Annotated in this window: 23 protein-coding genes; 13 read left to right on the top strand and 10 right to left on the bottom strand. The window is 36.5% G+C overall.

The window, feature by feature from the left end:
* A partial coding sequence (locus B0O44_RS25070; protein WP_211321340.1) for a transposase occupies nt 1-333 on the top strand: 333 nt, incomplete at its 5' end.
* Between the two features lie 325 nt (nt 334-658).
* Here B0O44_RS25070 and B0O44_RS08155 read toward each other — a convergent pair.
* Genes B0O44_RS08155 through B0O44_RS08165 form a run of 3 tightly spaced genes read right to left on the bottom strand, consistent with a single transcriptional unit; the run spans nt 659 to nt 2,499 of the window.
* A complete protein-coding gene (locus tag B0O44_RS08155) occupies nt 659-1,159 on the bottom strand; it encodes a hypothetical protein (protein WP_211321341.1) in 501 nt (166 codons plus the stop codon).
* A gap of 35 nt (nt 1,160-1,194) precedes the next feature.
* A complete protein-coding gene (locus B0O44_RS08160) occupies nt 1,195-2,175 on the bottom strand; it encodes an AAA family ATPase (RefSeq protein WP_110829232.1) in 981 nt (326 codons plus the stop codon).
* Nucleotides 2,176-2,181: 6 nt separating this feature from the next.
* On the bottom strand, nt 2,182-2,499 hold the full coding sequence (locus tag B0O44_RS08165) for a hypothetical protein (protein WP_110829234.1): 318 nt from the start codon (nt 2,497-2,499) through the stop codon (nt 2,182-2,184).
* Nucleotides 2,500-3,002: 503 nt separating this feature from the next.
* Between B0O44_RS08165 and B0O44_RS08170 the strand changes: the two genes are divergently transcribed.
* From B0O44_RS08170 to B0O44_RS08190, 5 genes are all read left to right on the top strand, one after another.
* Nucleotides 3,003-3,590: an RNA polymerase sigma factor gene (locus B0O44_RS08170; RefSeq protein ID WP_110829236.1), complete on the top strand. Its 588-nt coding sequence runs from the start codon at nt 3,003-3,005 to the stop codon at nt 3,588-3,590.
* A 129-nt stretch (nt 3,591-3,719) separates the two neighbouring features.
* Nucleotides 3,720-4,823, top strand: coding sequence for a FecR family protein (locus B0O44_RS08175; protein ID WP_110829237.1), 1,104 nt, complete (start codon nt 3,720-3,722; stop codon nt 4,821-4,823).
* A gap of 281 nt (nt 4,824-5,104) precedes the next feature.
* A complete protein-coding gene (locus B0O44_RS08180) occupies nt 5,105-8,365 on the top strand; it encodes a SusC/RagA family TonB-linked outer membrane protein (protein WP_170123286.1) in 3,261 nt (1,086 codons plus the stop codon).
* 10 nt (nt 8,366-8,375) lie between these two features.
* Nucleotides 8,376-9,752 carry a RagB/SusD family nutrient uptake outer membrane protein gene (locus B0O44_RS08185; protein ID WP_110829241.1) on the top strand — a complete coding sequence of 459 codons (1,377 nt, stop codon included), beginning with the start codon at nt 8,376-8,378 and terminating at the stop codon, nt 9,750-9,752.
* Nucleotides 9,753-9,763: 11 nt separating this feature from the next.
* The gene (locus tag B0O44_RS08190; protein ID WP_110829242.1) at nt 9,764-11,251 is read left to right on the top strand and encodes a TlpA family protein disulfide reductase; all 1,488 of its coding nucleotides are present in this window, start codon (nt 9,764-9,766) and stop codon (nt 11,249-11,251) included.
* Between the two features lie 101 nt (nt 11,252-11,352).
* Here the strand turns inward: B0O44_RS08190 and B0O44_RS08195 are convergent, their stop codons facing one another.
* The 7 genes from B0O44_RS08195 to B0O44_RS08225 all read right to left on the bottom strand — a co-directional run bounded on the left by B0O44_RS08195 (nt 11,353) and on the right by B0O44_RS08225 (nt 16,684).
* On the bottom strand, nt 11,353-12,405 hold the full coding sequence (locus B0O44_RS08195; protein ID WP_110829244.1) for a hypothetical protein: 1,053 nt from the start codon (nt 12,403-12,405) through the stop codon (nt 11,353-11,355).
* A 49-nt stretch (nt 12,406-12,454) separates the two neighbouring features.
* Nucleotides 12,455-12,697, bottom strand: coding sequence for a DUF6520 family protein (locus B0O44_RS08200; protein ID WP_110829247.1), 243 nt, complete (start codon nt 12,695-12,697; stop codon nt 12,455-12,457).
* A 92-nt stretch (nt 12,698-12,789) separates the two neighbouring features.
* Nucleotides 12,790-13,248, bottom strand: coding sequence for a MauE/DoxX family redox-associated membrane protein (locus B0O44_RS08205; RefSeq protein ID WP_110830367.1), 459 nt, complete (start codon nt 13,246-13,248; stop codon nt 12,790-12,792).
* Between the two features lie 148 nt (nt 13,249-13,396).
* Complete coding sequence (locus tag B0O44_RS08210) at nt 13,397-13,954, bottom strand: cyclic nucleotide-binding domain-containing protein (RefSeq protein WP_146229784.1); 558 nt, start codon at nt 13,952-13,954, stop codon at nt 13,397-13,399.
* Nucleotides 13,955-14,004: 50 nt separating this feature from the next.
* Complete coding sequence (locus B0O44_RS08215; protein ID WP_110829251.1) at nt 14,005-14,937, bottom strand: response regulator transcription factor; 933 nt, start codon at nt 14,935-14,937, stop codon at nt 14,005-14,007.
* A gap of 23 nt (nt 14,938-14,960) precedes the next feature.
* Nucleotides 14,961-15,542 carry a GNAT family N-acetyltransferase gene (locus tag B0O44_RS08220; RefSeq protein WP_110829253.1) on the bottom strand — a complete coding sequence of 194 codons (582 nt, stop codon included), beginning with the start codon at nt 15,540-15,542 and terminating at the stop codon, nt 14,961-14,963.
* 170 nt (nt 15,543-15,712) lie between these two features.
* Nucleotides 15,713-16,684, bottom strand: a complete 972-nt coding sequence (locus tag B0O44_RS08225; protein ID WP_110829256.1) for a LytR/AlgR family response regulator transcription factor — start codon at nt 16,682-16,684, stop codon at nt 15,713-15,715.
* Nucleotides 16,685-16,831: 147 nt separating this feature from the next.
* On the opposite strand from B0O44_RS08225, the gene B0O44_RS08230 reads away from it, so the two are divergent.
* From B0O44_RS08230 to B0O44_RS08260, 7 genes are all read left to right on the top strand, one after another.
* On the top strand, nt 16,832-17,224 hold the full coding sequence (locus tag B0O44_RS08230; RefSeq protein ID WP_110829258.1) for a hypothetical protein: 393 nt from the start codon (nt 16,832-16,834) through the stop codon (nt 17,222-17,224).
* A 326-nt stretch (nt 17,225-17,550) separates the two neighbouring features.
* Complete coding sequence (locus tag B0O44_RS08235; RefSeq protein ID WP_110829260.1) at nt 17,551-18,720, top strand: hypothetical protein; 1,170 nt, start codon at nt 17,551-17,553, stop codon at nt 18,718-18,720.
* 137 nt (nt 18,721-18,857) lie between these two features.
* Nucleotides 18,858-19,163 carry a hypothetical protein gene (locus tag B0O44_RS08240; RefSeq protein WP_110829263.1) on the top strand — a complete coding sequence of 102 codons (306 nt, stop codon included), beginning with the start codon at nt 18,858-18,860 and terminating at the stop codon, nt 19,161-19,163.
* A 310-nt stretch (nt 19,164-19,473) separates the two neighbouring features.
* Nucleotides 19,474-19,749: a hypothetical protein gene (locus B0O44_RS08245; protein WP_110829265.1), complete on the top strand. Its 276-nt coding sequence runs from the start codon at nt 19,474-19,476 to the stop codon at nt 19,747-19,749.
* Between the two features lie 287 nt (nt 19,750-20,036).
* Entirely contained in the window at nt 20,037-20,627 is a 591-nt protein-coding gene (locus B0O44_RS08250) for a hypothetical protein (RefSeq protein WP_146229785.1), read from the top strand.
* 14 nt (nt 20,628-20,641) lie between these two features.
* Nucleotides 20,642-21,607, top strand: a complete 966-nt coding sequence (locus tag B0O44_RS08255; RefSeq protein WP_170123287.1) for a toprim domain-containing protein — start codon at nt 20,642-20,644, stop codon at nt 21,605-21,607.
* 730 nt (nt 21,608-22,337) lie between these two features.
* The gene (locus tag B0O44_RS08260) at nt 22,338-23,378 is read left to right on the top strand and encodes a DNA cytosine methyltransferase (RefSeq protein ID WP_110829271.1); all 1,041 of its coding nucleotides are present in this window, start codon (nt 22,338-22,340) and stop codon (nt 23,376-23,378) included.
* Nucleotides 23,379-23,384 lie beyond the last annotated feature (6 nt).

Genomic DNA, 23,384 nt, shown 5'->3' on the forward strand with positions numbered 1-23,384 from the left:
AAAAAGCTAATAGACAAATTATGTAAATCATCATGTGGCTTAGAACGTGCCTTGGTATTGGTAAGAGATTTCCGAAATCTTATGGAAAACAAGTTGGGAAATCAACTCCAGGGCTGGATAGAGAATGTACTGCACTCAGGGATTAGCGAGATGGCAACTTTTGCGAATGGTCTGTTAAGGGATTATCAGTCCATCGAAAATGCGATCAGATTGCCTTGGAGCAATGGCCCGGTAGAAGGCAATGTAAATAAGCTAAAGACTATCAAACGGCAAATGTATGGCAGGGCCAGCTTTGATTTGCTCAGAAAAAGATTAGTGCTGAAACCCACATAACCACCAAAAGTGGGGAAGAACCACTTTTGGCGAAATATACAGCCATCACCGCTACAGCTAGAAAGATTGCTATAATCATCTGGAACATGATTATTAAGAACGAGCCATATTCATCTTATAAGCTTCTCATGGATAATGAAAATTATAAAAAAAAGAGATTACGAAATATTCAGCGAAATATATACAGCCTCAACCTGAGCCAAGCGGAGATTCGTAATCTATTTGAACGAAATTTGTCTTTGATATAGGGTGTGTTGTACAGAATTTACTTGTCGTTGAACAATGATAAATCTCAATTCTTACACTTTTTTATTTAAACATTCAATTATAAAACCTTGAGTTCTTCTATATTTACTGCATAGTTTTTATCCTTTAAATATGTAATCCATTTTGCCAGTGTTATAAACGCTGGCGATCCTGCTTTCAATGTCGCCCTTATCAATTTTTTAAAACGCGGGTCTTCTTTACTATTAACGGATTTTGATATCTTTTTTAATCTATCCATATCTATTGGCAGACCATAATCTTCCAAAGAGATATTGACCTCATCTGCTCCAGAAATTAAAAACCTTTCTAATGCCGGATTTATTTGAATAATGTAATGATGCCTATCTTTATGTTTGTGAAGAAATAAGTTTTCAAATTGATGAACCAGGTTAAACTCATTTAGATAATCAACTTGTTTTTTGTCCTTATCAATAATGCCTACCGCAAAGCTGTCGCTAAATTTACCTTTCATTACAGAGGTCACAGTACCACATCCTTTCTGATGATTGTACCCACCTTTGCTGGGCGGAACAAGTGTTTCTACTAAATTAGTATCCACATAGCATTCAGGTATAATAGAAAGATCCATAGTTCCTATAAGAAAGTTTCATTATTGGTAAATAAATCAACGCCATTCTGATAGATCTCATGAAGAGTTTTATCTGTAAGAAGTTTAATTTTTGTTTCATGCTTCTTATAATCAACGATGTAAACAGAAAGTTCTTCTCTGCAATTTTCTAGGAGATCATTTAATATAAATGGACTATGAGTTGCTATGAAAAATTGATTATCCTTTTTGTAGATCATTTCTTGGGTTAAATGCGTAATATAAGGAGGAAAAGAATGTGCTTCAGGTTCTTCAAATAATAACACAGAATCATTATTACTCGCGATAGCGGTTTTAAAGAATATTATCCTTTGAAGAGTATCTGCAATCGAATTATATGGCACAAGAAAAATCTCATTGCGCTCTGGTTGCATTATCTTTAAGGATTGACTTGCCTTATCAAATACTAATGTAAGGTTATACTCCCTAAACATTTGGGAAACCTCATCTTTTAATTGCGGATGGCGTTCAATCACGTTTAAAAGATTAAATCCATAGGGCGGTATCAAATATCTTGAATGAGCTCTTTTAAAAGTAGTTTGCGATGAAAAAGTATATTTTTTTATAAAAGGTATATACTCATCATTTCTTTTTGAACGAAGATTTAATTTTTCGTCGATTGCGTAATAACCGCCACCATTGCTGGTACTAATATTAACTAGAAGTCCCTCGTTTTTGTCGTAATGTATTCTGGAGCTGCCTAAATTTGTTTCAATGCTTATTCCATTCTCATGATTACCATTGTAGAACAATTCAGTTTCATTTTCAACACGTATCAGATTGGCTAAACTTTTAGATTTATTTTCTCTTAGAAACGGAACAGAAAAAATAGATAATGCCTCTAGAATATTGGATTTACCAACATTTGGCCGTCCAATAAATAAATTGATCCTTTTACAGCCATCTATCCTTGCAGACTTGATCGATTTGAAATTGCTTATATTAATGTTTTTTATGAAGTCTGGCATTTCCAATTAATTTTGGCTAGATAAAAAATGAGAAACATCTTTTGGCTTTACATTTTTAGTAGCTTGGTTTAAAACTACCTTTATGATTAGATTAATATCTACATCAAAAATTTGCGACATTTTTACTAAATCCTCAATTACAAATTTTTGAGGTGCAGCGCATTTATTTATGAACCCATCATACCCCATGCCCAAGACAGTGATCAATCCTGTGATATACATATCAGTTAGGTCATTCATGCTCATGATTGTGCCTGTTTCAAATCTGGCCTTGAGCGAAGCAATGGTGCTTTTAAGTCTTTCGGAATTTATTTTTGTTGCCATAGAATTGTATAAAAATCCGCAACAATTGGTCAATTTCAATGGTATAATACTGTTACAGTAATATTAAATACTGAATTAATATTAATTATTATTGATTTGATAATATTTTAAGTATATTTGGTATACTTTAATTTTAAAATGGTATAAAAAAATTTTGCTTTGATATTAATTTGTGACACTGCAGAATTAGTATTGAGCATAATAAAGCGTGTTATTTGATTAATTTTATAAATTTGCCGTATTCTTAAATTGAAAAGATATGGCTTACGAGCCTCACACTGTAAATCTGGTAAATTCTCATGTGAGCGTAAGTAGAGTGCCTGTACCCTATAAAGCTATAGGGCTGGTACTCGCTTATGTTTATGTATGAGAACCTCTCGGAAACGAGAGGCAGGCTTACCAGAGCCTACAGTGCATTAGACTTCGCGAGATACCAGCCCTATAGTTTTTAATAATGGTAGCTTCAAGTCTAAAAGGGTCGTTATTAGAAATAATAATGAGCAATGTCTGGTTATCATGCCCTTTCAGATTTTGAGCTAATCACTCTTTTAAAAGAGGGAGATCACGTAGCATATACTGAAATTTACAAACGTTATTACTATTTGATGTTTGTTTTTGCTTATAAGAAACTTAGGGATGAAGATCTTGCAAAAGACGTTGTACAAGAATTATTTTTTCAGGTTTGGCAAAAGAAAGAAACAATATCAACAGGAACTAAGTTTGCAGCTTTTATGTACGTTTCATTGCGGCATAAAATATTTAATTATTTCATCCACCAAAAAGTAGAGGCAAGATATATATATTTTCTAAAGGATTTTAGCAATACAATTAGCAGTGAAAAAGCTGACTATCTAGTAAGAAGTAAGGAACTCCGCGTGTATATTGAAAAACAAATAAAGGCCTTACCCTCTAAAATGAGAATTATTTTTGAGTTAAGCAGAAACGAAAACTTCTCTCATAAGGAGATTGCCGAAAAATTAGAAACCTCTGAATATAATGTGTCAAAACAAATCACAAATGCTCTTAAAATATTAAGAACAAAATTAGGCGTTATAATTTTCAATATCCTTTTTATCAATTTTCTCATTTAGAAACAGGCTAATTATTATTTGGTAAACAAATAAGAAAATGGGACTCCTTAAAACATTTCTTTTTAAAATCTTCCTGTTAGCCTAGGCTATTCTTGTATAAGCTTCAAATCAATTAACCCTAATAGGATAATGAATACTGAAGAAGCTAAAGACCTACTTAAAAGGTATAATACAGGTGAATGTACCGAAGCTGAAAAAACTTTGGTTGAAAGTTCATTTTTGCAGTATAATGAAGATGAGATTGATATTTCAGAAAAAAGGATAAAAAAAATTGGTGAGGAAATCTATGGGAACCTGCCTATTCCTAAAAACGTATCTCTCAAAATTAATCTATGGCGGGCAATTGGTGCAATAGCCGCAATTTCTCTGCTTACCGTAGGTGCTTGGAATTTTTTCGAAAGATTTACTATGCTACCCGTAACCACTATGGCCAATGATGTTTCTCCAGGAGGCAATAAAGCGACGGTCACGCTCTCTAATGGCAGGACTATCGGATTAAGTGACACCAAAAATGGTATAACAGTAAAGGGGAATAATTTAGCCTATTTTGATGGTACTACAATTGATAATGACAACGGTAACATCGGTGTTCAAATACTCACTGTTCCAAAAGGCGGACAATATCAAATCCAGCTATCTGACGGAACAAAGGTTTGGATGAACGCCTGCTCATCATTAAAATATCCAACTTCTTTTGCCAGTAATAAGGAACGTAACGTAGAGTTGCAGGGAGAGGCATATTTTGAGGTCACGCCCGACAAAGCAAAGCCGTTTATCATAAAAAGCCATTCTCAAACGGTTAGAGTACTCGGTACACATTTCAACATCAACGACTATCAAGACGAAGAAACCTCCATCACAACTCTAGTTGAAGGTTCTGTTAAGGTGGCAAACCAATCACTGCAACCGATAATCCTTAAGCCCCGCCAACAATCAGTTGTAGTTGGCAATAGCATAAAGGTACAGGATGCAGATCTTGAAACTACCTTAGCTTGGAAAAACGGCAGGTTGGAGTTTAAAGAAGCAGATATAAAAGCCATTTTAAAACAGGTTGCCAGATGGTATGATATTGACGTTGTATACAGAGGGAAAATATCGAATAGGACTTATAACGGAAGTATTTCGAGAAGCTCTAACCTATCTGTCCTCTTAAATATTCTGGCTTATAGCGACATCCACTTCACCATAGAAAAACGTGATAATTCAACCAGCAAACTAATAGTTACACCTTAAAACACTAAGCCAATGAATTAAAACAAGAAAATTTAGTATTAGTTAATGAACCCATAAAAATGCCGGGTGTGCTTCGAACACATCCGGCGAAATTTGGGGAATTAACCACACTGCATAAGCAGTAATCCGTGAAGATAATTTGATCAACTAACCCCAAACCTTACAAAAGTATGATTTTTTTTAAACATCGCTTCCCCTTGAGCGGAAGGAAGTGGCTTGCGTTAACCGTTTACAGGCCCACATTCAAATTCAAAATACCCAAAACCTTCAAAATATCATTAATGATGTTGTTTTTAACCTGCTTTAAGGTTACTGCATTGGTGAACGCACAACAGATAAACATCACTTTAAAGGAAGTGACCTTAGAAACCGTATTCAATGAAATAAAAAAACAGACTGGCTACGGCTTTTGGTATGACAAACAAGACCTTGAAACAGCAGGTAAAGTATCTGTATCCATCAAGAACGGCAACATCAGGAAGGCCCTTGACCAATGCTTAAAAGATTTGCCATTCACCTACGAGATATTTGATAAAACAATTGCCATAAAACGTAAAGCAAAAACAAATAGTGGCCAAGAAAAAAACAAAAGTGTAAGCTTCACTGTAATAGGCAGAGTAACTGATGAGCAAGGCTCACCAATAGCTGGCGTAACGGTAAGGTTGAAAAATACTGATAGGATTACCTTAACAAATGCTAATGGAGAGTTCTCAATTGAAGCTCCAGATGATGGCAATTCCGAATTGCAATTTAGTTACTTAGGCTACAGTCCAGTTGAAAAGGCCGTAATTAGGGACAGACTTTTGAATGTCACTTTAGTAGAGGAAACCAATACCCTAAGAGGAGTAGAAATAAATGCAGGTTATTATACTATTCGGGACAAAGAGAGAACTGGCTCTATTTCAAAAATAACGGCAGAAACTATTGAGAAACAACCAATAAATAATCCTCTGCAAGCCTTGCAGGGACGAATTGCTGGAGTTCAAATAACACAGACAACTGGGGTGCCAGGAGGAGCTTTCTCTGTTCAGATTAGAGGACGAAATAGCCTCAATCCACAGGTTGCTAATGATCCCTTATATATCATTGACGGGGTGATTTATCCTTCAATGAAAATTTCATCAAGTACTTCAAATTTGGTTACAGGTGGTGGAGTTAACCCCCTAAGCATAATAAATCCGAATGATATTTTAAGTATGGAGGTATTGAAAGATGCAGATGCTACAGCTATATATGGCTCGAGGGGAGCAAATGGGGTAATTCTGATTAGCACAAAGAAAGGTAACAGTGGTGATATTAAGGTCACTTCTACTTTTTATCAGGGTTTTAGCCAAGTTGCCCATAAAATGGATTTGATGAATACAGAACAGTATCTACAAATGCGTAACGAGGCTTTTAAGAATGATGGTCTTAGTCCAACTAATTTAGATTATGATGTAAATGGTGTTTGGGATCAATCCAGTTATACAGATTGGCAAGATGAATTGATCGGTGGCAAAGCAGGTTTAACCAATGCAAATGTCAACATTTCGGGAGGTACCAGTTTTAGCAATTTTTTTATTGGAGGTAACTACTACCATGAAGGAACAGTTTTTCCAGGAAATTTTGGACTAAAAAGAGGTGGCCTACATTCGAGTTTAACATTAGGCGCAGAAAAAAGTCGCCTTAAAACAACATTTACGCTGAATTACACAAATACTAAAAGTAATCTTTTGACATCTGACCTAACCAATTTTATAATACTAGCCCCCAATTATCCAAGCTTATACAATCAAGAAGGCAATTTGAATTGGACGTACAAAAACACTCCAATGACAATAAATCCTATGGCAACATTGCTCAACACTATTGATTCGAGCACTGACAATTTAATAGGGAATGTAGATGTTTCCTATAGGTTATGGGAGAATCTATTTTTTAAAACATCATTGGGTTATACTAATATCAAGAGGGAAGAATTAACAAAAAGACCGCTGAGGGCATTATCTCCAGCAAATAATCCAACGAATTTAAATCGACAAAGTTACTTTGGAAATAACACAAACACTTCATGGATTGCCGAGCCGCAAATTAATTACGCTACTGCTTTGGGAAATGGAAAACTCGAAGCTTTGATAGGGTTAACTTTTCAGGGAAATGAAGCCAAGTTTCAAAATATCCTGGCCAATGGTTTTAACAGTGACGATCTAATGGATAATATCGGCAATGCTTCAACTTTAACCAAATACGAAAATACCGATTTGCAGTATAGGTATAATGCCATTTTTGTTAGAGCGAATTACAATCTGGCAGATAAATATATTTTTAATCTTACAGGAAGAAGGGATGGCTCAAGCAGGTTTGGCCCAGGCAAGCAATTAGCCAATTTTGGCGCGATAGGTAGTGCATGGATTTTCTCTGAAGAAGTCTTTATTAAAAAAGCACTGCCATTTTTAAGCTTTGGTAAAATCAGGGCCAGCTATGGTGTAACAGGTAATGATCAGATACCTGATTACGGATATTTGCAACTCTGGACAAATAGCGGAGCAGGAACATATCAGGGAACCTCAGCCCTGACAATTAATAGACTATCCAACTCAAATTACGGCTGGGAGATTACAAAGAAATTTGAAGGTGCCCTTCAACTAGGTTTTTTAAAAGATAAAATAAATCTTGAAATATCATATTATCAGAACCGATCATCTAACCAACTGTTATTGAACCCAACACCACCAAGCGTTGGTTCGACAGGCATCTTGGTCAATCTACCAGCAACCGTCCAAAATAATGGTTTTGAATTGGAAGCCTCTGTAAACTTAATTCAAAAAGTAAATCTAAGCTGGTCAACAAACTTCAATTTAACAATTCCAAAGAATAAGCTTGTATCATATCCGAATTTGGCAATCTCGACTAATCGAACAACATATATAATTGGCAAGCCATTGTCGACAAAACAGATATATAACGTTTCGGTAGACCCAATAACAGGCTATTATGTCTTTGAAGATAAGGATAGAAGCGGAACGCAAAATGACAGTGACCGTTATCTATCTAAATTTCTAGGTCAAAAATTTTACGGTGGTATTCAAAATTCAATTCGGTACAAACGAATTAGTTTAGATTTCCTTATATCATTTTCGAAACAAACTGGCAACAATTATATGTCAAGCCTCACATATAATCCAGGTTATTTTGCTTCAACGGGAGGAGTAACCAATCAACCCACGGAAGTAATGAAGAGGTGGCAAAAAAACCAAGATCAAAGTTCCATACAAAAATTCACTACTACGACAACGGGGTTTATTAATTATCTAACCGCAAAAACAGATGGAGGGCTGTCAATTACAGATGCTTCATTCATCAGATTGAAAAATGTATCACTAATCTATCAACTACCTCATAATTGGCTTTCAAAAATCAAGATCAGCGATGCGAAGCTAAGTTTGCAAGGCCAAAATATTTATACATGGACGAATTACGTTGGCCTTGATCCAGAAAGCCAAAGTGTTGTTAACCTTCCACCTCTGCGTGCCCTGACAGTAGGACTAAATCTCACATTTTAATCTTGATAACATGAAAACTATAAAGCTTATATCATTATATATTGTACTATGTGCAACATTGCTCCAATCTTCCTGCAAAAAAATTCTTGAAATAGACCCGCCCAGTAATAGTCTCGTTCCTGCTACAGTGTTTAAAAGCAATGAAGTCGCAACATCTGCTATTTTGGGTATTTACAGTGTTATGGCGTTGTCGGGTTTTGCCTCGGGCGATAGCGGGAGTATTTCCTCATTATGCGGATTGACGGCCGATGAATTTATTGGTTACAATCCTAACTTATTGCCATTCTACAATAATCAGATACCAGCAGATAATAGTGCGCTTACCGCACTTTGGCTATCTATTTATCAAAGGATATATACAGCAAATTCTATCTTGGAAGGATTAAAAGATGCTGATAATATCTCTCTGGCGACTAAAAATGAACTTCAGGGAGAAGCGCTTTTTATTCGCGCCTTTTGCTATTTCTATCTCGTTAATTTATTTGGGGATGTACCGTTGCATCTTTCAACAAATTTACAGATCAACTCTCAGACCAGTCGTATGCAATCGGCAGAAGTTTACAAACAAATCGTAGCTGATTTAAAATCGGCAGAGGATTTACTTAGCGAAAACTACATTACCGTAGAACGTATCAGACCAAATAAAGCTACAGCAAACGCTCTATTGGCCAGAGTATATCTGTATTTACAAGATTGGACAAATGCCGAATTTTATTCGACAAAAGTAATTGACAGAACTTCATTGTATAGCTTGGTAGCTTTGAATGATATTTTTCTAAAGAATAGTTCAGAAGCAATTTGGCAATTAATGCCTACAGCAAATTCCAATACTAATGATGGAAATCTACTCATCTTGACGACTACACCCTCACTAGTTTCGCTAAATGGCAATCTTGCAACTAGTGTTTTTGAAGTAAGTGATAAAAGAAAAGATAGCTGGATAAGAAGCATTACAAATGCTACAGGTACATTCTATTACCCTTATAAGTATAAAGTCAAATCATCTGCTACAGTTACAGAATACTCGATGGTTATCAGATTGGCTGAGCTATATCTCATTCGTGCTGAAGCAAGGGCAAACCTTAATAAACTGGCAATTTCGATTGGCGACCTTGATAAAATAAGAAGCAGAGCAGGTTTACCATTAATCGCAGATACTGACCCAACTATAAATCAAACAGAGCTTTTAAAGGCTATTGTTAAGGAACGTCGAATTGAGCTTTTTTCTGAATGGGGACACCGTTGGTTAGATTTAAACAGAACGAGAAATGCAGACCTAATCCTAAGACCAATTAAATCAAATTGGCAATCAACTGACACCCTTTTCCCAATTTCAAAGGATGAAATCACCCGCAATTTGAACATTATCCAAAATGATGGATACTAAATATTATACTCATGAAATCTATTAGAACACTTTATACATGTCTATTATTGGCGTTTATATCAAACTCTCTTTATGGAATTGGGACCTTGAAAAAACAACCCATATTCAAAGGGAACATTAAAACCTTAAAAGAGGCTAGACCAATCGACAGCCTATTAATCCAGTTTTATCGACCAAATTCTATTTTAACCGATCCTGAAGTATTCTGGATTAAGCCAGGAAAAAACGGCCATTTTAGTTTTAAACTTCCTTATTATAGTAAGCCAGCTATAATGTCAATTCAAACTGTACAACAAAAAAAACTGTTTACAAGATTGGGAAAGTACTTTGTTGAGCAGGATGATGATGTTAATGTAACCATCACAAACAAGCCTCATCAGATTTCAGTTGAATTTAGCGGTAGAGGAGCATCCAAATATTCGATTGTCGATAAATTGAAACAAATTGATAAGGACTTAGAAAGCGTTTACTCAGATTTGAAGCTTTATGAACCAGATGATTTTAACTCCAAATTTGATAAAGTAAACATCATTATCAAACGTGCTCTTGAAAAAAAATCAAATATCCTAAATGCGTATAATTTGGGAAATGAGATGTATAAAATGGTCAATTATGAATATGCGAACATCTATTCCAAGTGGGACTATTGGTTATACAGTATTTCTATAAAACCAACTTTTCATGAACAGGCTAATCGCTTATTATTGAAACAGTATTTTAATAAATATAAGAATATCTTTAGCTATGAATCTGACGAGCTGATGAGTTTTTGCCCTGAACTCATTATAAGTCTATCCTGTAGAATAAGGTTTGATATTATATTCAACAGTAACTCAGATAATGCAGACATAAAAGATTATTATAAAATTGTTAAAGAAGAATATCCTCAATCAATAAGAAACCAATTAATTGCTTGGCTATTTTCATCTAAACTTGCTTTAAGCTATCTTAATTCCAATGATACTGTTTTAGATTCGCTAATGGAAGTAGGCCAAGATGACGTGTCCATTCCCTTTTTACGGCAAAGTATTTCTGATGTACAAAAACTTAGCAAAGGGAAAAACCTCTTTAATGCCACATTTACTGATTTTGCAGGAAACAAAGTAAGTACTGGTTCATTAAAAGGAAAAGTTATATTAATTGACATGTGGGGAGTAGGCTGTACTAATTGTGCAATTTTCCATAAAATGTTTGAACGTGAAATTCATCCCAAATTGGAAGGTAGAGATGATTTTGTGGTTCTAAGTATCAGTATGGACCGCACCAAGGAAAAATGGGACGAGGGAATGAAAAGCGGATTTTACACCTCACCACATAATCTAAATGTATATACGGATGGTCTAATGTTTAATCACCCATTTGCTAAATATTACAATATTGGCTACTCACCTTTTTTATTGTTGATTGATAAACAAGGTAAGATCTACTCCAGTTTAAAAAGTACTGTGACCGCAAATGACATTCTTAATAAGATAAACGAAGCATTAAAGAGTGATTAGACTTAAACTCAACAAAAGAGGAGAATAATTTCCCCTCTTTTGTTATACACAAAATGATAATGAAATTTATTCTGTTTAAACTCGTAATGTCAATCCAGCATCTATTTCTTAAGTGTATATATCACCAAAACTTTATCGTACAAACCTAGGATTTTAACACCTGTTATTCTAATATCCCTTAGCTTATAACCTTTATACTTAGGTAGATAAAAGCTGTAAATATATTTTCCTGTAGATAATTTATAAACGTCAATAATTTGGTTATTTCTAAAACCATAGTAGTCTTCATTATCTGATTTCAATCCAGACATAATGAAAATAAAGCCTTTAGAAATTGTATAGTTACGATTTACAATCTTGGGCGGGTTGGCTTGAGTTACCTTCGTATTGACCTTTTGACCTTCTTCTTTAATGGTTCGCGCCAACTTCATTTTTGCAGTCCGAATAGTATCAATAGTTTTGCCTCTATAGATAATTTGTAGATTGGTGTCCAAACACAAAAATTCACCTTTGTAAAAATGAGTATAAATAAGTTTTGAACTGCTTTTGTCATACTTCAATAAACCATCATTACTAAAATATTCATCCGCTTTCTCGTCAAGCTCAAAGATTGTCGATAGGTGCGGTTTAGATATTTCAATTTTTGTAATTCGTCTTTTTGGAGCGTTGTTTTGTATTACTACTTCTCTAGCTACTAAAGTTCTTGGGCTAAGCGGGTTTAGTTGATCTAACCATTTATTAGTTAGCCTTGTATGTTTATTTCTTGCGGTTCCTAGGTAATAAATGTCTAATACATTGTTTAGCCCATCAGTAACATAGATAGATGTGTCGATAAACGCAATATTACCTCCATTCTTGATATTAAGCAATGGCAGTTTCAGGTTGACGCTTCTAAGTTTTGAAAGATTGTTATCAATTGAGAACAAAAAAACAGGATTTGAATAATCCTGTAAATAATAGCTGTCACCAAAATTTTGGCTAAAGAGTAAGGATTTAGATGGTAAATCTATGGTCTTGATAACAGAAAAATCTAATGCCTTAATGTTTCGTTCAAATCCATTCTTTGCATTATTCTCGTCAGAAAACAGGAATACTAATATGATGACTATTGAAATCACCAATACCAAAGAAATGTAAATTATGGGCTTTCTCATTCAATGGAAGATATTGTCTATCCTGCATCAGCAGGATAGACAACAATTTTTAAGGAATGTATTGCTCTGATTGTAGAGTTTGGAGAGGAACCAATTGACGACTTGCATCGCTGGCAGGTTTATCCCAGGCCGAGCCGAAGAAAACTGCACATGATGTTGTTCCGCCACTACAATCAATATCAGGATTTTCAGCATTAACAGTATAATGGTTTGGTGCAAATCTTGCACTTGAAGCAAAAGCTCCGCCAACAGCAACTACTGCAACCAGAGCAGAAAAAAATAACTTTTTCATTTTATTATAGTTTTATTTAAGTACCTACTCTTTTACAGGTTTTCGGTTTGTCCTGATCCAAATTGGCCAATAGGAATATCATAGTGATGGCTTTAAACCATCTTTTTTTCATTTATTTTTGTTTGTAATAAAATTGCAGTTACTGCTAAGGCAATAAAAAATACGTTAAAAACTAGGTGCTGATCCCAACTCATTTTTTCCAAAACACCCCCACAACTGCACGGAATATTGTCGGTAAAGTATAAAATAGCGACAATGTAGGCTGTAAATAATGACATTATCCCTAAAGAAGCATAGAATGCAAGCAACAAGGTTCGATGTATTAATAGCATAACTGCAATAATAATTTCAATAGCAGGAACCAGCCAAACCAAAATAAATGCGAAGTCGGTAATAATTGGTGACTTGGACATTTGAAGCTCTGATTTCTCGTAATCAAACAGCTTACTTGACGCAGCATATAAGAACAGTATAAAAAAGGCATAACAGATAATTTCTACTATCAGCTTTTTATCGAATGCCCGTATTTTAAGAGCAAGTTGATTTTCCATTGCTACCATTTATAAAGTTCCTAGTCTGGTTAAATTTTACTTAGGCATTCGCCTTAACAGTATCAAATTTCAGACGAATAATATTGAAAAAAATATCCCGTCGGACTTTTTATTATCGAATATTTTTCGTAATTAAAATTTCAAAAGATTAGGTGTTTCTATTATTGCGGTTGTAAACGGCCTTTTCTGCACAATAGCGGGAAGGTGTCATTTGCAAAAAAGATGCACCTATATGATTAGGCAAAAGATTGATCGGATAACGTTGGGCAAAATGTTGTACTTTCTGTTCATCTTTCAGTGTCATAATCCACACTCTCCATGCTTCAATTTCCTGTTCCATAAGCATAACGAATTGCACCAGGTCGAACGTTTCTGGAAATGGTTTTAAGGAATTAAAGTCTTCTTTTTTAATATAAAGCAGGTCTTCTCCCTTAATGACTACTAACTTCAGCTTTGTTGGCTTATTCTGAAAAAAGCTGGTAAGATCAGTGAAGATGTCGTTTGGCATATAAATTCTTACCACGTTTAAATTACCACTTTCATTATAGGCATAACCCGCTATAAAGCAGTTGGCACTAAACCAGGCCCGGATTGCATAGTCAGGAGGATCTAAAAAAACTGCTTTCGGATTTTCCTGTTGAATGAATAAGAGCTCTTTTAGGGCAACCCTAAAGGATACGGAAAAAGGTACCCAATTATAAAGCACATCAAGCAACCTATTTATATATATCGTTCGTCTATCATCTTCCATAACTATCAAATCAGATGAATAAAACCCAATCTCTGCTGAAGTGCAGTTTTTCTGTTTACTTCTGTTTTCACAAAAATGTGCTGTACATGATTATTTACAGTACTTTCAGAAATGAACAGTGCATCGGCAATTTCTCTGTAGCTAAACCCCCTGCACAGTAAAAGGGCAATTTCCCTTTCTCTTCGGCTAAGGTTGAATAGCGCACAATAGTGCTCAAAAAGTTCAGCCCTGCCATTTTGCCTAGCCTGTTTCGTTGCCACTTCCAAACGGGTTGCCTTAATGTTTCGGGCAATAAACAACATGCTGATGATTACAAAGCCAAGATTGGTTACCAAAACTTCCAGCCATTGCGTAATATTAAAGTATGAAAAAGCCGTCATGCAGATCCAGGGACTTACCGCTGCATAAACCGACGCCATTTCCAGCCAGTTATATGGATATGGCGAGCATTGCCTTTCTTTTATTTTTAGCCTGATGGCATTTACCAGATCATAGAGAACCAATACAGAATATATCGCAGGAACCAAAAGACCATAACTTGTTGCGTAGCCCAAATCTCCTTTTACCGGATAAAGAATGACAAAATAGACGATATAGGGAACCAGCAGAAACAGGGCCACTCCATATATTGCGTGAAATTTTAGGGTGCTTAAATTGAAAGCTTTATAAAAGTAAAAAGGAAAATAAGAAGCCATCAAAAAACCACTTCCATAGGCAATAATGTTCTGTAATTGGATGGAGAGTTGAATTTTGGGGTCTGGAAAAAGCCCTCCGGTTATATTATAATTGAGAAGCAACAACAACAAAATCAAATACCAGAACCTGCGTCTATCCTGCGGGTGGGATAGCCAGTAAATAAGTTGGTAGAAGCACATCCCAAATTCGAGGATGCAGAAAATAAAAGTAAGAATGTGTAATTCTGAATTGAACAGTACCATATCTTCGTTTATTTAAACACTGTTTATTCATTCGCAGGCGTATTGTTCTTTAATAGGAAAAACCTATACCCAAAATCCATTTCTGCGTAGATAGTAAAGCCAAACCGTTTATACCATGGCAGGTTTTCCAGAGTAGATGTCTCAAGATAAACGGGCCTGCCCATTTGTTTTGCATCGGCAAGTACGGTTTGAAGCATAGAGCTTCCTTTGCCCATTCCTTGCCGATACGGATGCACACCTATAAACCACAAATAATAAAATGGCATAACCGGATGATATTTTTTTATCTCTTTTTCCCGCTTTAATATTTTGCTGATATTATCCAGCCCGATTACCTGAAAGGCAAGTTTAATATCCCAAAACAACGATTTGAAAGTCGAATTCCTTTTATCAGGGAAAAGAACCAAGGCGCAGGCATTTTCATCCTCTGAAAGAAAAATCTTGCCGTACCTATTACATACCTTATAGGCGTATTCCATTAACAGGCGGATACGGGTATAGCGGAGAGCGTCATCACAGCATATATAATTAACGCTTTTATTCTGCTCAAATGCCAATAAAAGAATTTCTACAACCTTTCTTTTATGTTCTGTTTTAGATGCCATAGGAATACCATGCTAGGGACTACAAGGAAGCCATTGACTTTTAGCACACTTGCTGATAAGTACAATTACCAATGGAAAATTGGTCATTTTATTGCAGAAGTAGATCTAAAACGTTCGTTATGAATGCTGATTGGTAGTTTTAAGATGGTGAACTGTACATTGATCTATAATCAGGAAAGTTTAAACATTTCAAAACGTTGTTTAAATCCATCAAACCTGTGTCTGCTTACCAATAATGAAACATCAATATCCAGATGGTCTTTTAGGATTATGTTGGCCTGTTTATTTTTAACCTTTTCATATCCCTCAATAGCCGCAAAGGAAATCATTACAGAGCGGTTGATCTGATAGAAAGATGAACTGTCCAATAACTTGGACAATTCATTTAACTTTAAATCCATATTGAATTTACGTCCATCCAAAAGATATAAATATCCAATATTCTCTTCCCGTTCGAAGCATACCACTTCATTAAGTTCAACCTGGATAATTTTCTTTCCCAACTTGGCCTCTATCTTTTGAGCAAAAAAACGTTCCTGCTCTTTCTGATCATTTAGAAAAGTGATATAGTTTTTCAATCCATCGTTCATTTTTGTGCTATTCCGATAGTTTACAGCAAAAAACCACGCTATATATAATGAGTTCATAAAAAGAACCATCCATCTAACAATAGGAAATTCTATTTCCATATAACCACTTTTACCAAAGTCGTTGTTAAACGCATCAAAATAGGATTTAACAACAGCTACATCAAGTGCAAGCACCATTACTACTCCAAAAACAAACTGCATCACTATCCGCATCCACCATTTGGTTGTCCACGGGACGTATATGTCTAATTTCTTTGTAGCATAATGTATCCATAACATTAGCAAAAACGTAAAAGGCCAGCTAAAAGCCATTGCCACCTGATAATTAAACTGATGGACTAGTATTAAAACGGGCTTTTTTTGGCTTTCGGTTACGATAAGATGGGCGATAATCAGCGATATGAGCAGGATAATCGACCAATGGAGATATTTTACTTTATAGTTGTTGTTAATAACGAGAAATTTAGAATACATATTTAGGTCAATAGGGAAATGAATCGCAAAATTAAGCACTTTTTTTATATCGCTTTTTTGAACACAAAATTGTGACATCTACCATTCGCTAATCAAAAACTACCATTCACCCTTTAGGCTGACAACCTACAGTTCTATTGTTGCTGTTTATAATAGTTTTGGGCCATCAATCATGCCCTGCAGATTACCCTAAGCGCATTATACAACTACTAAATATATAATAACATGAGTAAATTCCCTTTAACCACCGCTGGGGTGCAAGACCTAATGAATGAACTGTATGCTCTGCCCCAATCTGAATTGCAACTAGAAGCTGATGCCATTGGTGCTGATTTTCGATTATGGGTCAAGAACCATTTTGAGCTAAACGAAACCCAAATAGTATATCTAGATGGGATTGATGAAAGATGGGTTAATGACGCTGCCGAAGCAACTAAACATTTTCTTGAAAATCGATTACCCATCGAATTTTTCAAAGAACAGGGTAAAAAATCAGAAGATGGAGACAGGGGCAAGCTTTTAGACCTTGATAAAAGGAGTATAAGTAGCTTTTCCGAAGAAGAAGGTTATTTGTTGAGTGAAAAATTGACATATACAATCAGTTATCCAATTCTGTAGCCTAAATCACACAAAATATATTAGCTCCTAAGAGCATATAATTTAGCGGAGGTATTCGAAGGAATATGCTCCGCTTTTCTTTTTTATGGCGTCTTAATTCTTCAACCTGATGTGCATAATTAAAGCTTTTCCAATACAATGATATTTTCAAAACTTCCAATCGGCATCAACAATATCCTTAACTATTGAAGTAGGGCGAAACCACTATTTACAAATTTTGGTTGTTTTGCCCTATTTTTTTCAGGTTGGAGAGTTTACAATTTTGACTTGCAAGACAAGGCCATGTCATTTTGCCACTGAAATTATACATCTTAAAAATCCCTATCATGAACGTATCTTTTAAAATCTTTCATTGGGCTGATGAAATTATTCATCCCAAAGCATTAATAAACGAGCAGATCACTAATGATGAACTTTTAAAATTGGAGAATGGCTTTTTAAACCAGTTAAAAAAGGATTCAGAGCTTATCTTTACTGAAGCCAACTTTTCGAAAAAGCGTATTTTATTCCAGATTAGACAATTGATCAACCTTAGCAATACAATCTATGGCTATTTGTTTCGGTTGTCGCCCGCTTGGAAAAGAAAAATTCATTCCTCTCAATTAAGACAAATCTATTTACGTCTTTTGGATGCTCTGGAAAAAGTAATCGTAAATGTTCAACAAATCATGCCTGAAACATACTTTGAAATTCCTGTCACGTATTATGGAATGTCACTGTTAAAAATGCAAATTAAGAAGGCTGTAGGTAATTTTTCAATCGTTCTACAGCAGTTGCAAATTGACAAAAAATTGTATGATCTACTAATGCGGGACTTTTATATATTTCTAAACAAAAAAGAAATTACAAGGTACGAGATTGATTATATCATAAACCTTATAAAGGAAGTCGAGTACACAAATGTTTTCGATACTTTAGAACTGATAAAGATTTTGTTTTTGCATGGATTTAATCCCAGGGACTTTTTTTATTACTATACAAGCGACCTAAATAACAGGCTTAAGTCTGTTCCAGATCTTCACGACCAGCTACAAGTAATAATATCCGAGCAAGATCGATTTTATGGGCTGCCTGAAAGTAAATTAAAGATGTTCTCGTCCTTATCTTCGATCGAGGGCCAATTCAAAGCATTTCTTTCCCAAAAGAAACGTAGCTTAAAAGAAGTCATTAATTTACGCAGGGTTATTATTGAAGATGAACAAGGTGCAAAAACAAAAGGCAGACTAAAGGTATTTTTATCGGTACCGCAGCTTAGCTTGTTTATTCGTGTTCTTATTGAAAAAGGTCTATTGCCGAAAGAAAACATTGGCGAATTATTCAATTTCTTTGCAACACATTTTTCAACCCCGCAAACATCTTTTATATCGGCAGAAAGTTTACGTAAAAAATCTACAGACGTAGAATTTTCAACCGCACAAAAGCTAAAAGGCCACCTTATTGGAATGCTTAATTGGCTGAACGAAAATTACAACCTTTCAAATTACAAAAACTCGTAATTTTTTTACTTTTTAAATAGAACATTTAGGCAGGGGGTGACCATTATTTGGTCATCCCCTGTCACTGTTTTAGCCCCTCTCTAATTTTTTGCTTTGTTCCGGAAATGATAGTTAAACCAACATTTTAAGGAACTCTTATGAAGCTGAAAGACCTGTTTTATCTGTTGAAAAATGCTACCGAACAAGGAGTTAACAATGCCCTGTTAGAGTGTGGACAGCTACAGGAACATCTTAGCAAGGCAGAAGCCTATAGGCTTTTTGGTCGTGGCAATGTAGACCGTTGGATCAGTGAAGGTCTGATAAGTCCAATCCAAAGCAAAGAAAGAGGTTCCAGAAAATCCCTTGACCGGAATAAGTTAGAAGCAATTGCAGCTGCTAGCAACCGGATTACCTATTTGCCTGTGGCAGATAGGCAAGCTACTTCATTTCCAAATGGTCTTTGACGTATAGGGATGAAGCATTAACCCGCCTAAGAGCCGGGAAATTTTGCGAAAGTGAGGTTAGGTATCTATTCTACTTTTCAGGCTAATGCTGCCTGTTACTGGAATGGATCAAGCACCAATAGCTGAAAACGCATTGGCAGGCCGAGGAGACTATCGTGTATAGTTCCCAAGTGGCCCGTATCGTAGGATACGACGCTGGTAGTCCCGAATTAATAAACCGGCAAAGCGGATTATAGCGGGCTCGTTACCCGTTGTCGGTTCTCCAGGGGATATTCTATTCCCGATCCCATTTCTCTTAAGCTAAATCTTTATGAATATTTTATTAACCGATCACCAGCTTGGAATATTATTGCGCGATGCTGCCGAAGTGGGTGCCAAGTTAGTGCTTTCCAGGACCGGAAAGATCAAGCCCTATCTGAACAAGTCAGAAGCATTCCGTCGCTACGGCCGCAAGAACATTGAAAGATGGATCGATCAGGGTTTAATTACCCCACGTAAAGATGGCAACCAATCTGCTGCCTGGCGCATTGATCGTATCGAAGTAGAAGCAATCCGAAAATCGCTTGATGCAATGCTATATATCTGAACAATTTTCCATTAAACTTAAATAAGACCATGAAAACTACATTCTTAAATGCGGGTTCCATTAGGGAACAGGTACCCCTATGTGCATTGTTAAATCACTTGGGGCACAAACCAGCCAAAATCAACGGCGATGAACATCTTTATTTTAACGTATTAAAAAGCGCAGAAAGCAAATCAATCTTTCTGGTAAATGACCAGTTAAATATCTGGTATGATCGTTTGACAAAGAAAAGTGGCAATGTAATAGATTTCGGCATTGCCTATTGGCCTGACCTTAATCCGGACCAGGTGACAGAAAAAATCAGCAAAATTCTTCAAATATCAAAACAACCCGCTGAAATTCAGACAGCAAATAACGGTAAGAGAAAAAGGCTTCCCGTGAAAATTCCTTTCTATCATATTGAGGAAATAAAACCTGTAGGGTGTAATATCGAAATTACGACTTACCTGCAATCGCAAGGATTATGGGAAATTTCAATAGGCCATTTAAAGGAAGTCTACTATTATGTGGTAGATGAAAAACGCAGGCGTAAAGAATTTTTCGCAGCCGGGTGGCAGAATGAAAACGGCGGTTGGGAAGTTAGGGGCAAAAATTTTTCGGGATGTCTAGGGCATAAAGGGATGACTTTTATTCCTGGTAGCGAAAACATCCTGATCTTGTTTGAAGATTACCTTGGCTATCTAAGCTGGAAGTATGCCAATAAACTGCGTGGCCCCAGCATATTGATTTTAAATTACCCTGAATTTTTAGAAGCCGCAAAAAAGAGGATTGCCAAATTTCATGAAGTCGCTGTTTTCTTTGGAAAACAACATCTGAATGCAGAGCTCTTATCTGCAATTGAAGGGATAAATCCACGTAAAATTATTGTTTTGCAATGACAGGGTTTTTAGATATGTCAACATTGGAAAATATTTCCATTGTCGATTTTTTATCCCGTTTGGGCCATCAGCCTGTAAGGAAGATTGGCAGGGAACACTTTTATCATAGTATGCTCCGGGAAACCAAAAAAGATACCCCATCTTTTACTGTTTGGGATGCTGGCGGTAAGTGGATTGATCGCGGCGGTCCTGGGCAAACAAATATTAAAGGTGGTGGTATTGTGCAGTTAGGTTTGGCTTATTGGCCCCAATTAACCTTTGTTGAAGTCCTGCACAAGATTAAAGAAGTCAGTAACTTGGATACCTCATTGATCCCTGAATATATACCACCTATAAAGTACGCCCATGAAAAGGAAGAAGAAGGCTATAAATTTGAATTGGTAAATACCAGGCCAATAGGCTCAAACTATGTACTGACACAATATCTTAAATCAAGGGGTATCCTCGACGTAGCAAAAGGTTATCTAAGCGAGGTTTATTACCGACATAAAAGCGGAGCGGGAGATCGGCGGACATTTTACGCCATTGGCTGGCAAAATGAACATGGCAATTGGGAATTTTCCAATGCAAAGGGTTTCAAAAGCAGTGTTGGTGCCAAAGGGATTTCTGTAATTAATGGAAACCCGGATCACATGGTACTGTTTGAGGGAAGGTTTGATTTTTTGAGTTGGCTAAAAGAAAAACAGCCTCATATTATGCCTACAGTCATCATTTTAAACACGATAGTTTTTTTGGATAAAATCATTGATCGTATTAGTAATATTCCAGTGGTTGACGTTTATTTTGACCATGATGGACCGGGAAGAAGGTGTACTGCTCAATTATTGAAGGAGATACCCCATGCGGTTGACCGCTCTTATGAATATCAAGGCTATAAAGATTATAACGAAAAAATAAAAAAGGAAATGGAGCCGCCCGATTATGCCCAGAAGTCCGCAGATCAGGAAACAAGGAATTTTGGAACAAGCCCAAAACGTTAGCATTACTCTATCTATCAGACTATTTGCATAGGCAGATATTTAAATATTCAGCCTAATGTATCGTCATCTAACTATTTATTTAATAATCTAAATATATAACTATATGGATATTTACACATCCTTTAAAGCATTGCTTTGCATGCCCATCTATCCATATATATGGATAGATGGGAATACAGCCAAACAACTATACTCATATCTGCCAATATGGATTTATTGCTATCCCTTTATTCCCATACCTGTTTATCCGTTAATATGGATAACTGTTTATATTATTAATAGCTATCTAATAATATAAACAGTTATCTAAACAGATGTTGGGTCTTAGTTTAAAACCTATTCTCATATATGGCTAACGAAATATTAGTCTCAGATACACCAAAAAGTGCCTTTCGGGTATAAACGGTATAATGGCATCTTTTTGTTTTGTTTTGGGCAAGTTGTGTTTTTGTCCGTACAGCCCGCCTTCGGCTGGTCTGTGGACAAAAATGAACTTGCCTTAAGCTGCCTAACCCGTTGGGGAAAGGCAGTTAAGGAAGAAAAAAGGTCGCAACTCCCTTTTTTCCGGCAAAGCGTTCATACCACCGCACTAAGACAATCGCCCAAATCCAATTTCTAACCCTAAATATTTAGCCTATGCTGTTAAGCAATTCTATCATGACGAAGGTCGTCAGGGCTTCACCGTGCCCACTTCTCCCAACGCTTAGCCACAAATTTAAAGAAGCCGCTTATGTTTAGACATGGCAGCCTTTTTAGTGGAATCGGCGGTTTTGATATCGCCGCTACATGGCTTGGATGGCAGAATGTTTTTTCCTGCGAAAGGAATCCTTTTTGCCAGACCATTTTAAAACATTACTGGCCAAACACCCATCATTATGACGACATCTTTCAATTCAGCGCAGCTCAGTATAGAGGACACATTGACATCATCTCCGGGGGATTTCCCTGCCAGCCATTCAGTCAGGCCGGAAAGCGAAAGGGCAAAGCGGATGACCGCTATCTCTTCCCAGAGGCTTGCAGAATTATTAAAGAATCACGACCCAAGTGGATTGTTCTTGAAAACGTTGCTGGCCTCTTCAGCATTCTCGAACCAGACAGTCTTTCTGAAATGGAAATTAAAGCGGTTGAGCTTTTTTGTCAGGACAGTAACCAGCAAGCGGACAGTACCATTGTCAGACTCCAGCGAAGAGTTATCGGAAGCATTATTTCAGAAATCAGCGCAGCAGGATATGTATTACCGCAGCTTAAAGATGGCACACCAATCGTTTGTTGTATTCCGGCTGCTGCCCTTAACGCCCCGCACCAGAGAGACCGGGTCTGGTTTGTTGCCCACGCCAACAGCGACAGAGATCAGCAATATGGGAGTTACACTGGGGCAGGTAAAAGAAGGCAGACAATTGGCGAACCGCAAAAACGAAAAGGGAAACGGAGGTCAGGTGTCTTTGACAGATTTTCTAGTCTACTACACACTTCAAACCCAATCGAAACGGTACAAACGGATACCGGGAGATTTGCCACCCTCGATATTGGATCGCCTGATCCGAATTTTACCCACCGCAGCACAGATTGGCAACACCAAATTCCCAGCTGGGAGGCATGGCCAGTTGAACCCCCGTTTTGTGGCGGCGATGATGGGCTTCCCAGCGAATTGGACGGAATTACCTTTTCAGCATGGCGAGCCGAAAGTGTAAAAGCTTACGGTAATGCAATTGTACCACAAGTCGCACTAGAAATATTCCGTGCTATCCAGTCCATTGAGCAAAAGCCTTAATTTTTA

This window comes from Pedobacter nutrimenti, assembly GCF_003208655.1.
In the GTDB taxonomy this organism is placed as follows: domain Bacteria; phylum Bacteroidota; class Bacteroidia; order Sphingobacteriales; family Sphingobacteriaceae; genus Pedobacter; species Pedobacter nutrimenti.

Excerpts from the sequence above, each read along its gene's own strand:
- B0O44_RS08200 (WP_110829247.1), bottom strand. The coding sequence starts at position 12,697 with ATGAAAAAGTTATTTTTTTCTGCTCTGGTTGCAGTAGTTGCTGTTGGC.
- B0O44_RS08170 (WP_110829236.1), top strand. The coding sequence starts at position 3,003 with ATGTCTGGTTATCATGCCCTTTCAGATTTTGAGCTAATCACTCTTTTA.
- B0O44_RS08175 (WP_110829237.1), top strand. The coding sequence starts at position 3,720 with ATGAATACTGAAGAAGCTAAAGACCTACTTAAAAGGTATAATACAGGT.
- B0O44_RS08190 (WP_110829242.1), top strand. The coding sequence starts at position 9,764 with ATGAAATCTATTAGAACACTTTATACATGTCTATTATTGGCGTTTATA.
- B0O44_RS08225 (WP_110829256.1), bottom strand. The coding sequence starts at position 16,684 with ATGTCACAATTTTGTGTTCAAAAAAGCGATATAAAAAAAGTGCTTAAT.
- B0O44_RS08245 (WP_110829265.1), top strand. The coding sequence starts at position 19,474 with ATGAATATTTTATTAACCGATCACCAGCTTGGAATATTATTGCGCGAT.
- B0O44_RS08185 (WP_110829241.1), top strand. The coding sequence starts at position 8,376 with ATGAAAACTATAAAGCTTATATCATTATATATTGTACTATGTGCAACA.
- B0O44_RS08220 (WP_110829253.1), bottom strand. The coding sequence starts at position 15,542 with ATGGCATCTAAAACAGAACATAAAAGAAAGGTTGTAGAAATTCTTTTA.
- B0O44_RS08165 (WP_110829234.1), bottom strand. The coding sequence starts at position 2,499 with ATGGCAACAAAAATAAATTCCGAAAGACTTAAAAGCACCATTGCTTCG.
- B0O44_RS08235 (WP_110829260.1), top strand. The coding sequence starts at position 17,551 with ATGAACGTATCTTTTAAAATCTTTCATTGGGCTGATGAAATTATTCAT.
- B0O44_RS08255 (WP_170123287.1), top strand. The coding sequence starts at position 20,642 with ATGTCAACATTGGAAAATATTTCCATTGTCGATTTTTTATCCCGTTTG.
- B0O44_RS08195 (WP_110829244.1), bottom strand. The coding sequence starts at position 12,405 with ATGAGAAAGCCCATAATTTACATTTCTTTGGTATTGGTGATTTCAATA.
- B0O44_RS08180 (WP_170123286.1), top strand. The coding sequence starts at position 5,105 with ATGATGTTGTTTTTAACCTGCTTTAAGGTTACTGCATTGGTGAACGCA.
- B0O44_RS08215 (WP_110829251.1), bottom strand. The coding sequence starts at position 14,937 with ATGGTACTGTTCAATTCAGAATTACACATTCTTACTTTTATTTTCTGC.
- B0O44_RS08240 (WP_110829263.1), top strand. The coding sequence starts at position 18,858 with ATGAAGCTGAAAGACCTGTTTTATCTGTTGAAAAATGCTACCGAACAA.
- B0O44_RS08205 (WP_110830367.1), bottom strand. The coding sequence starts at position 13,248 with ATGGAAAATCAACTTGCTCTTAAAATACGGGCATTCGATAAAAAGCTG.
- B0O44_RS08160 (WP_110829232.1), bottom strand. The coding sequence starts at position 2,175 with ATGCCAGACTTCATAAAAAACATTAATATAAGCAATTTCAAATCGATC.
- B0O44_RS08260 (WP_110829271.1), top strand. The coding sequence starts at position 22,338 with ATGTTTAGACATGGCAGCCTTTTTAGTGGAATCGGCGGTTTTGATATC.
- B0O44_RS08230 (WP_110829258.1), top strand. The coding sequence starts at position 16,832 with ATGAGTAAATTCCCTTTAACCACCGCTGGGGTGCAAGACCTAATGAAT.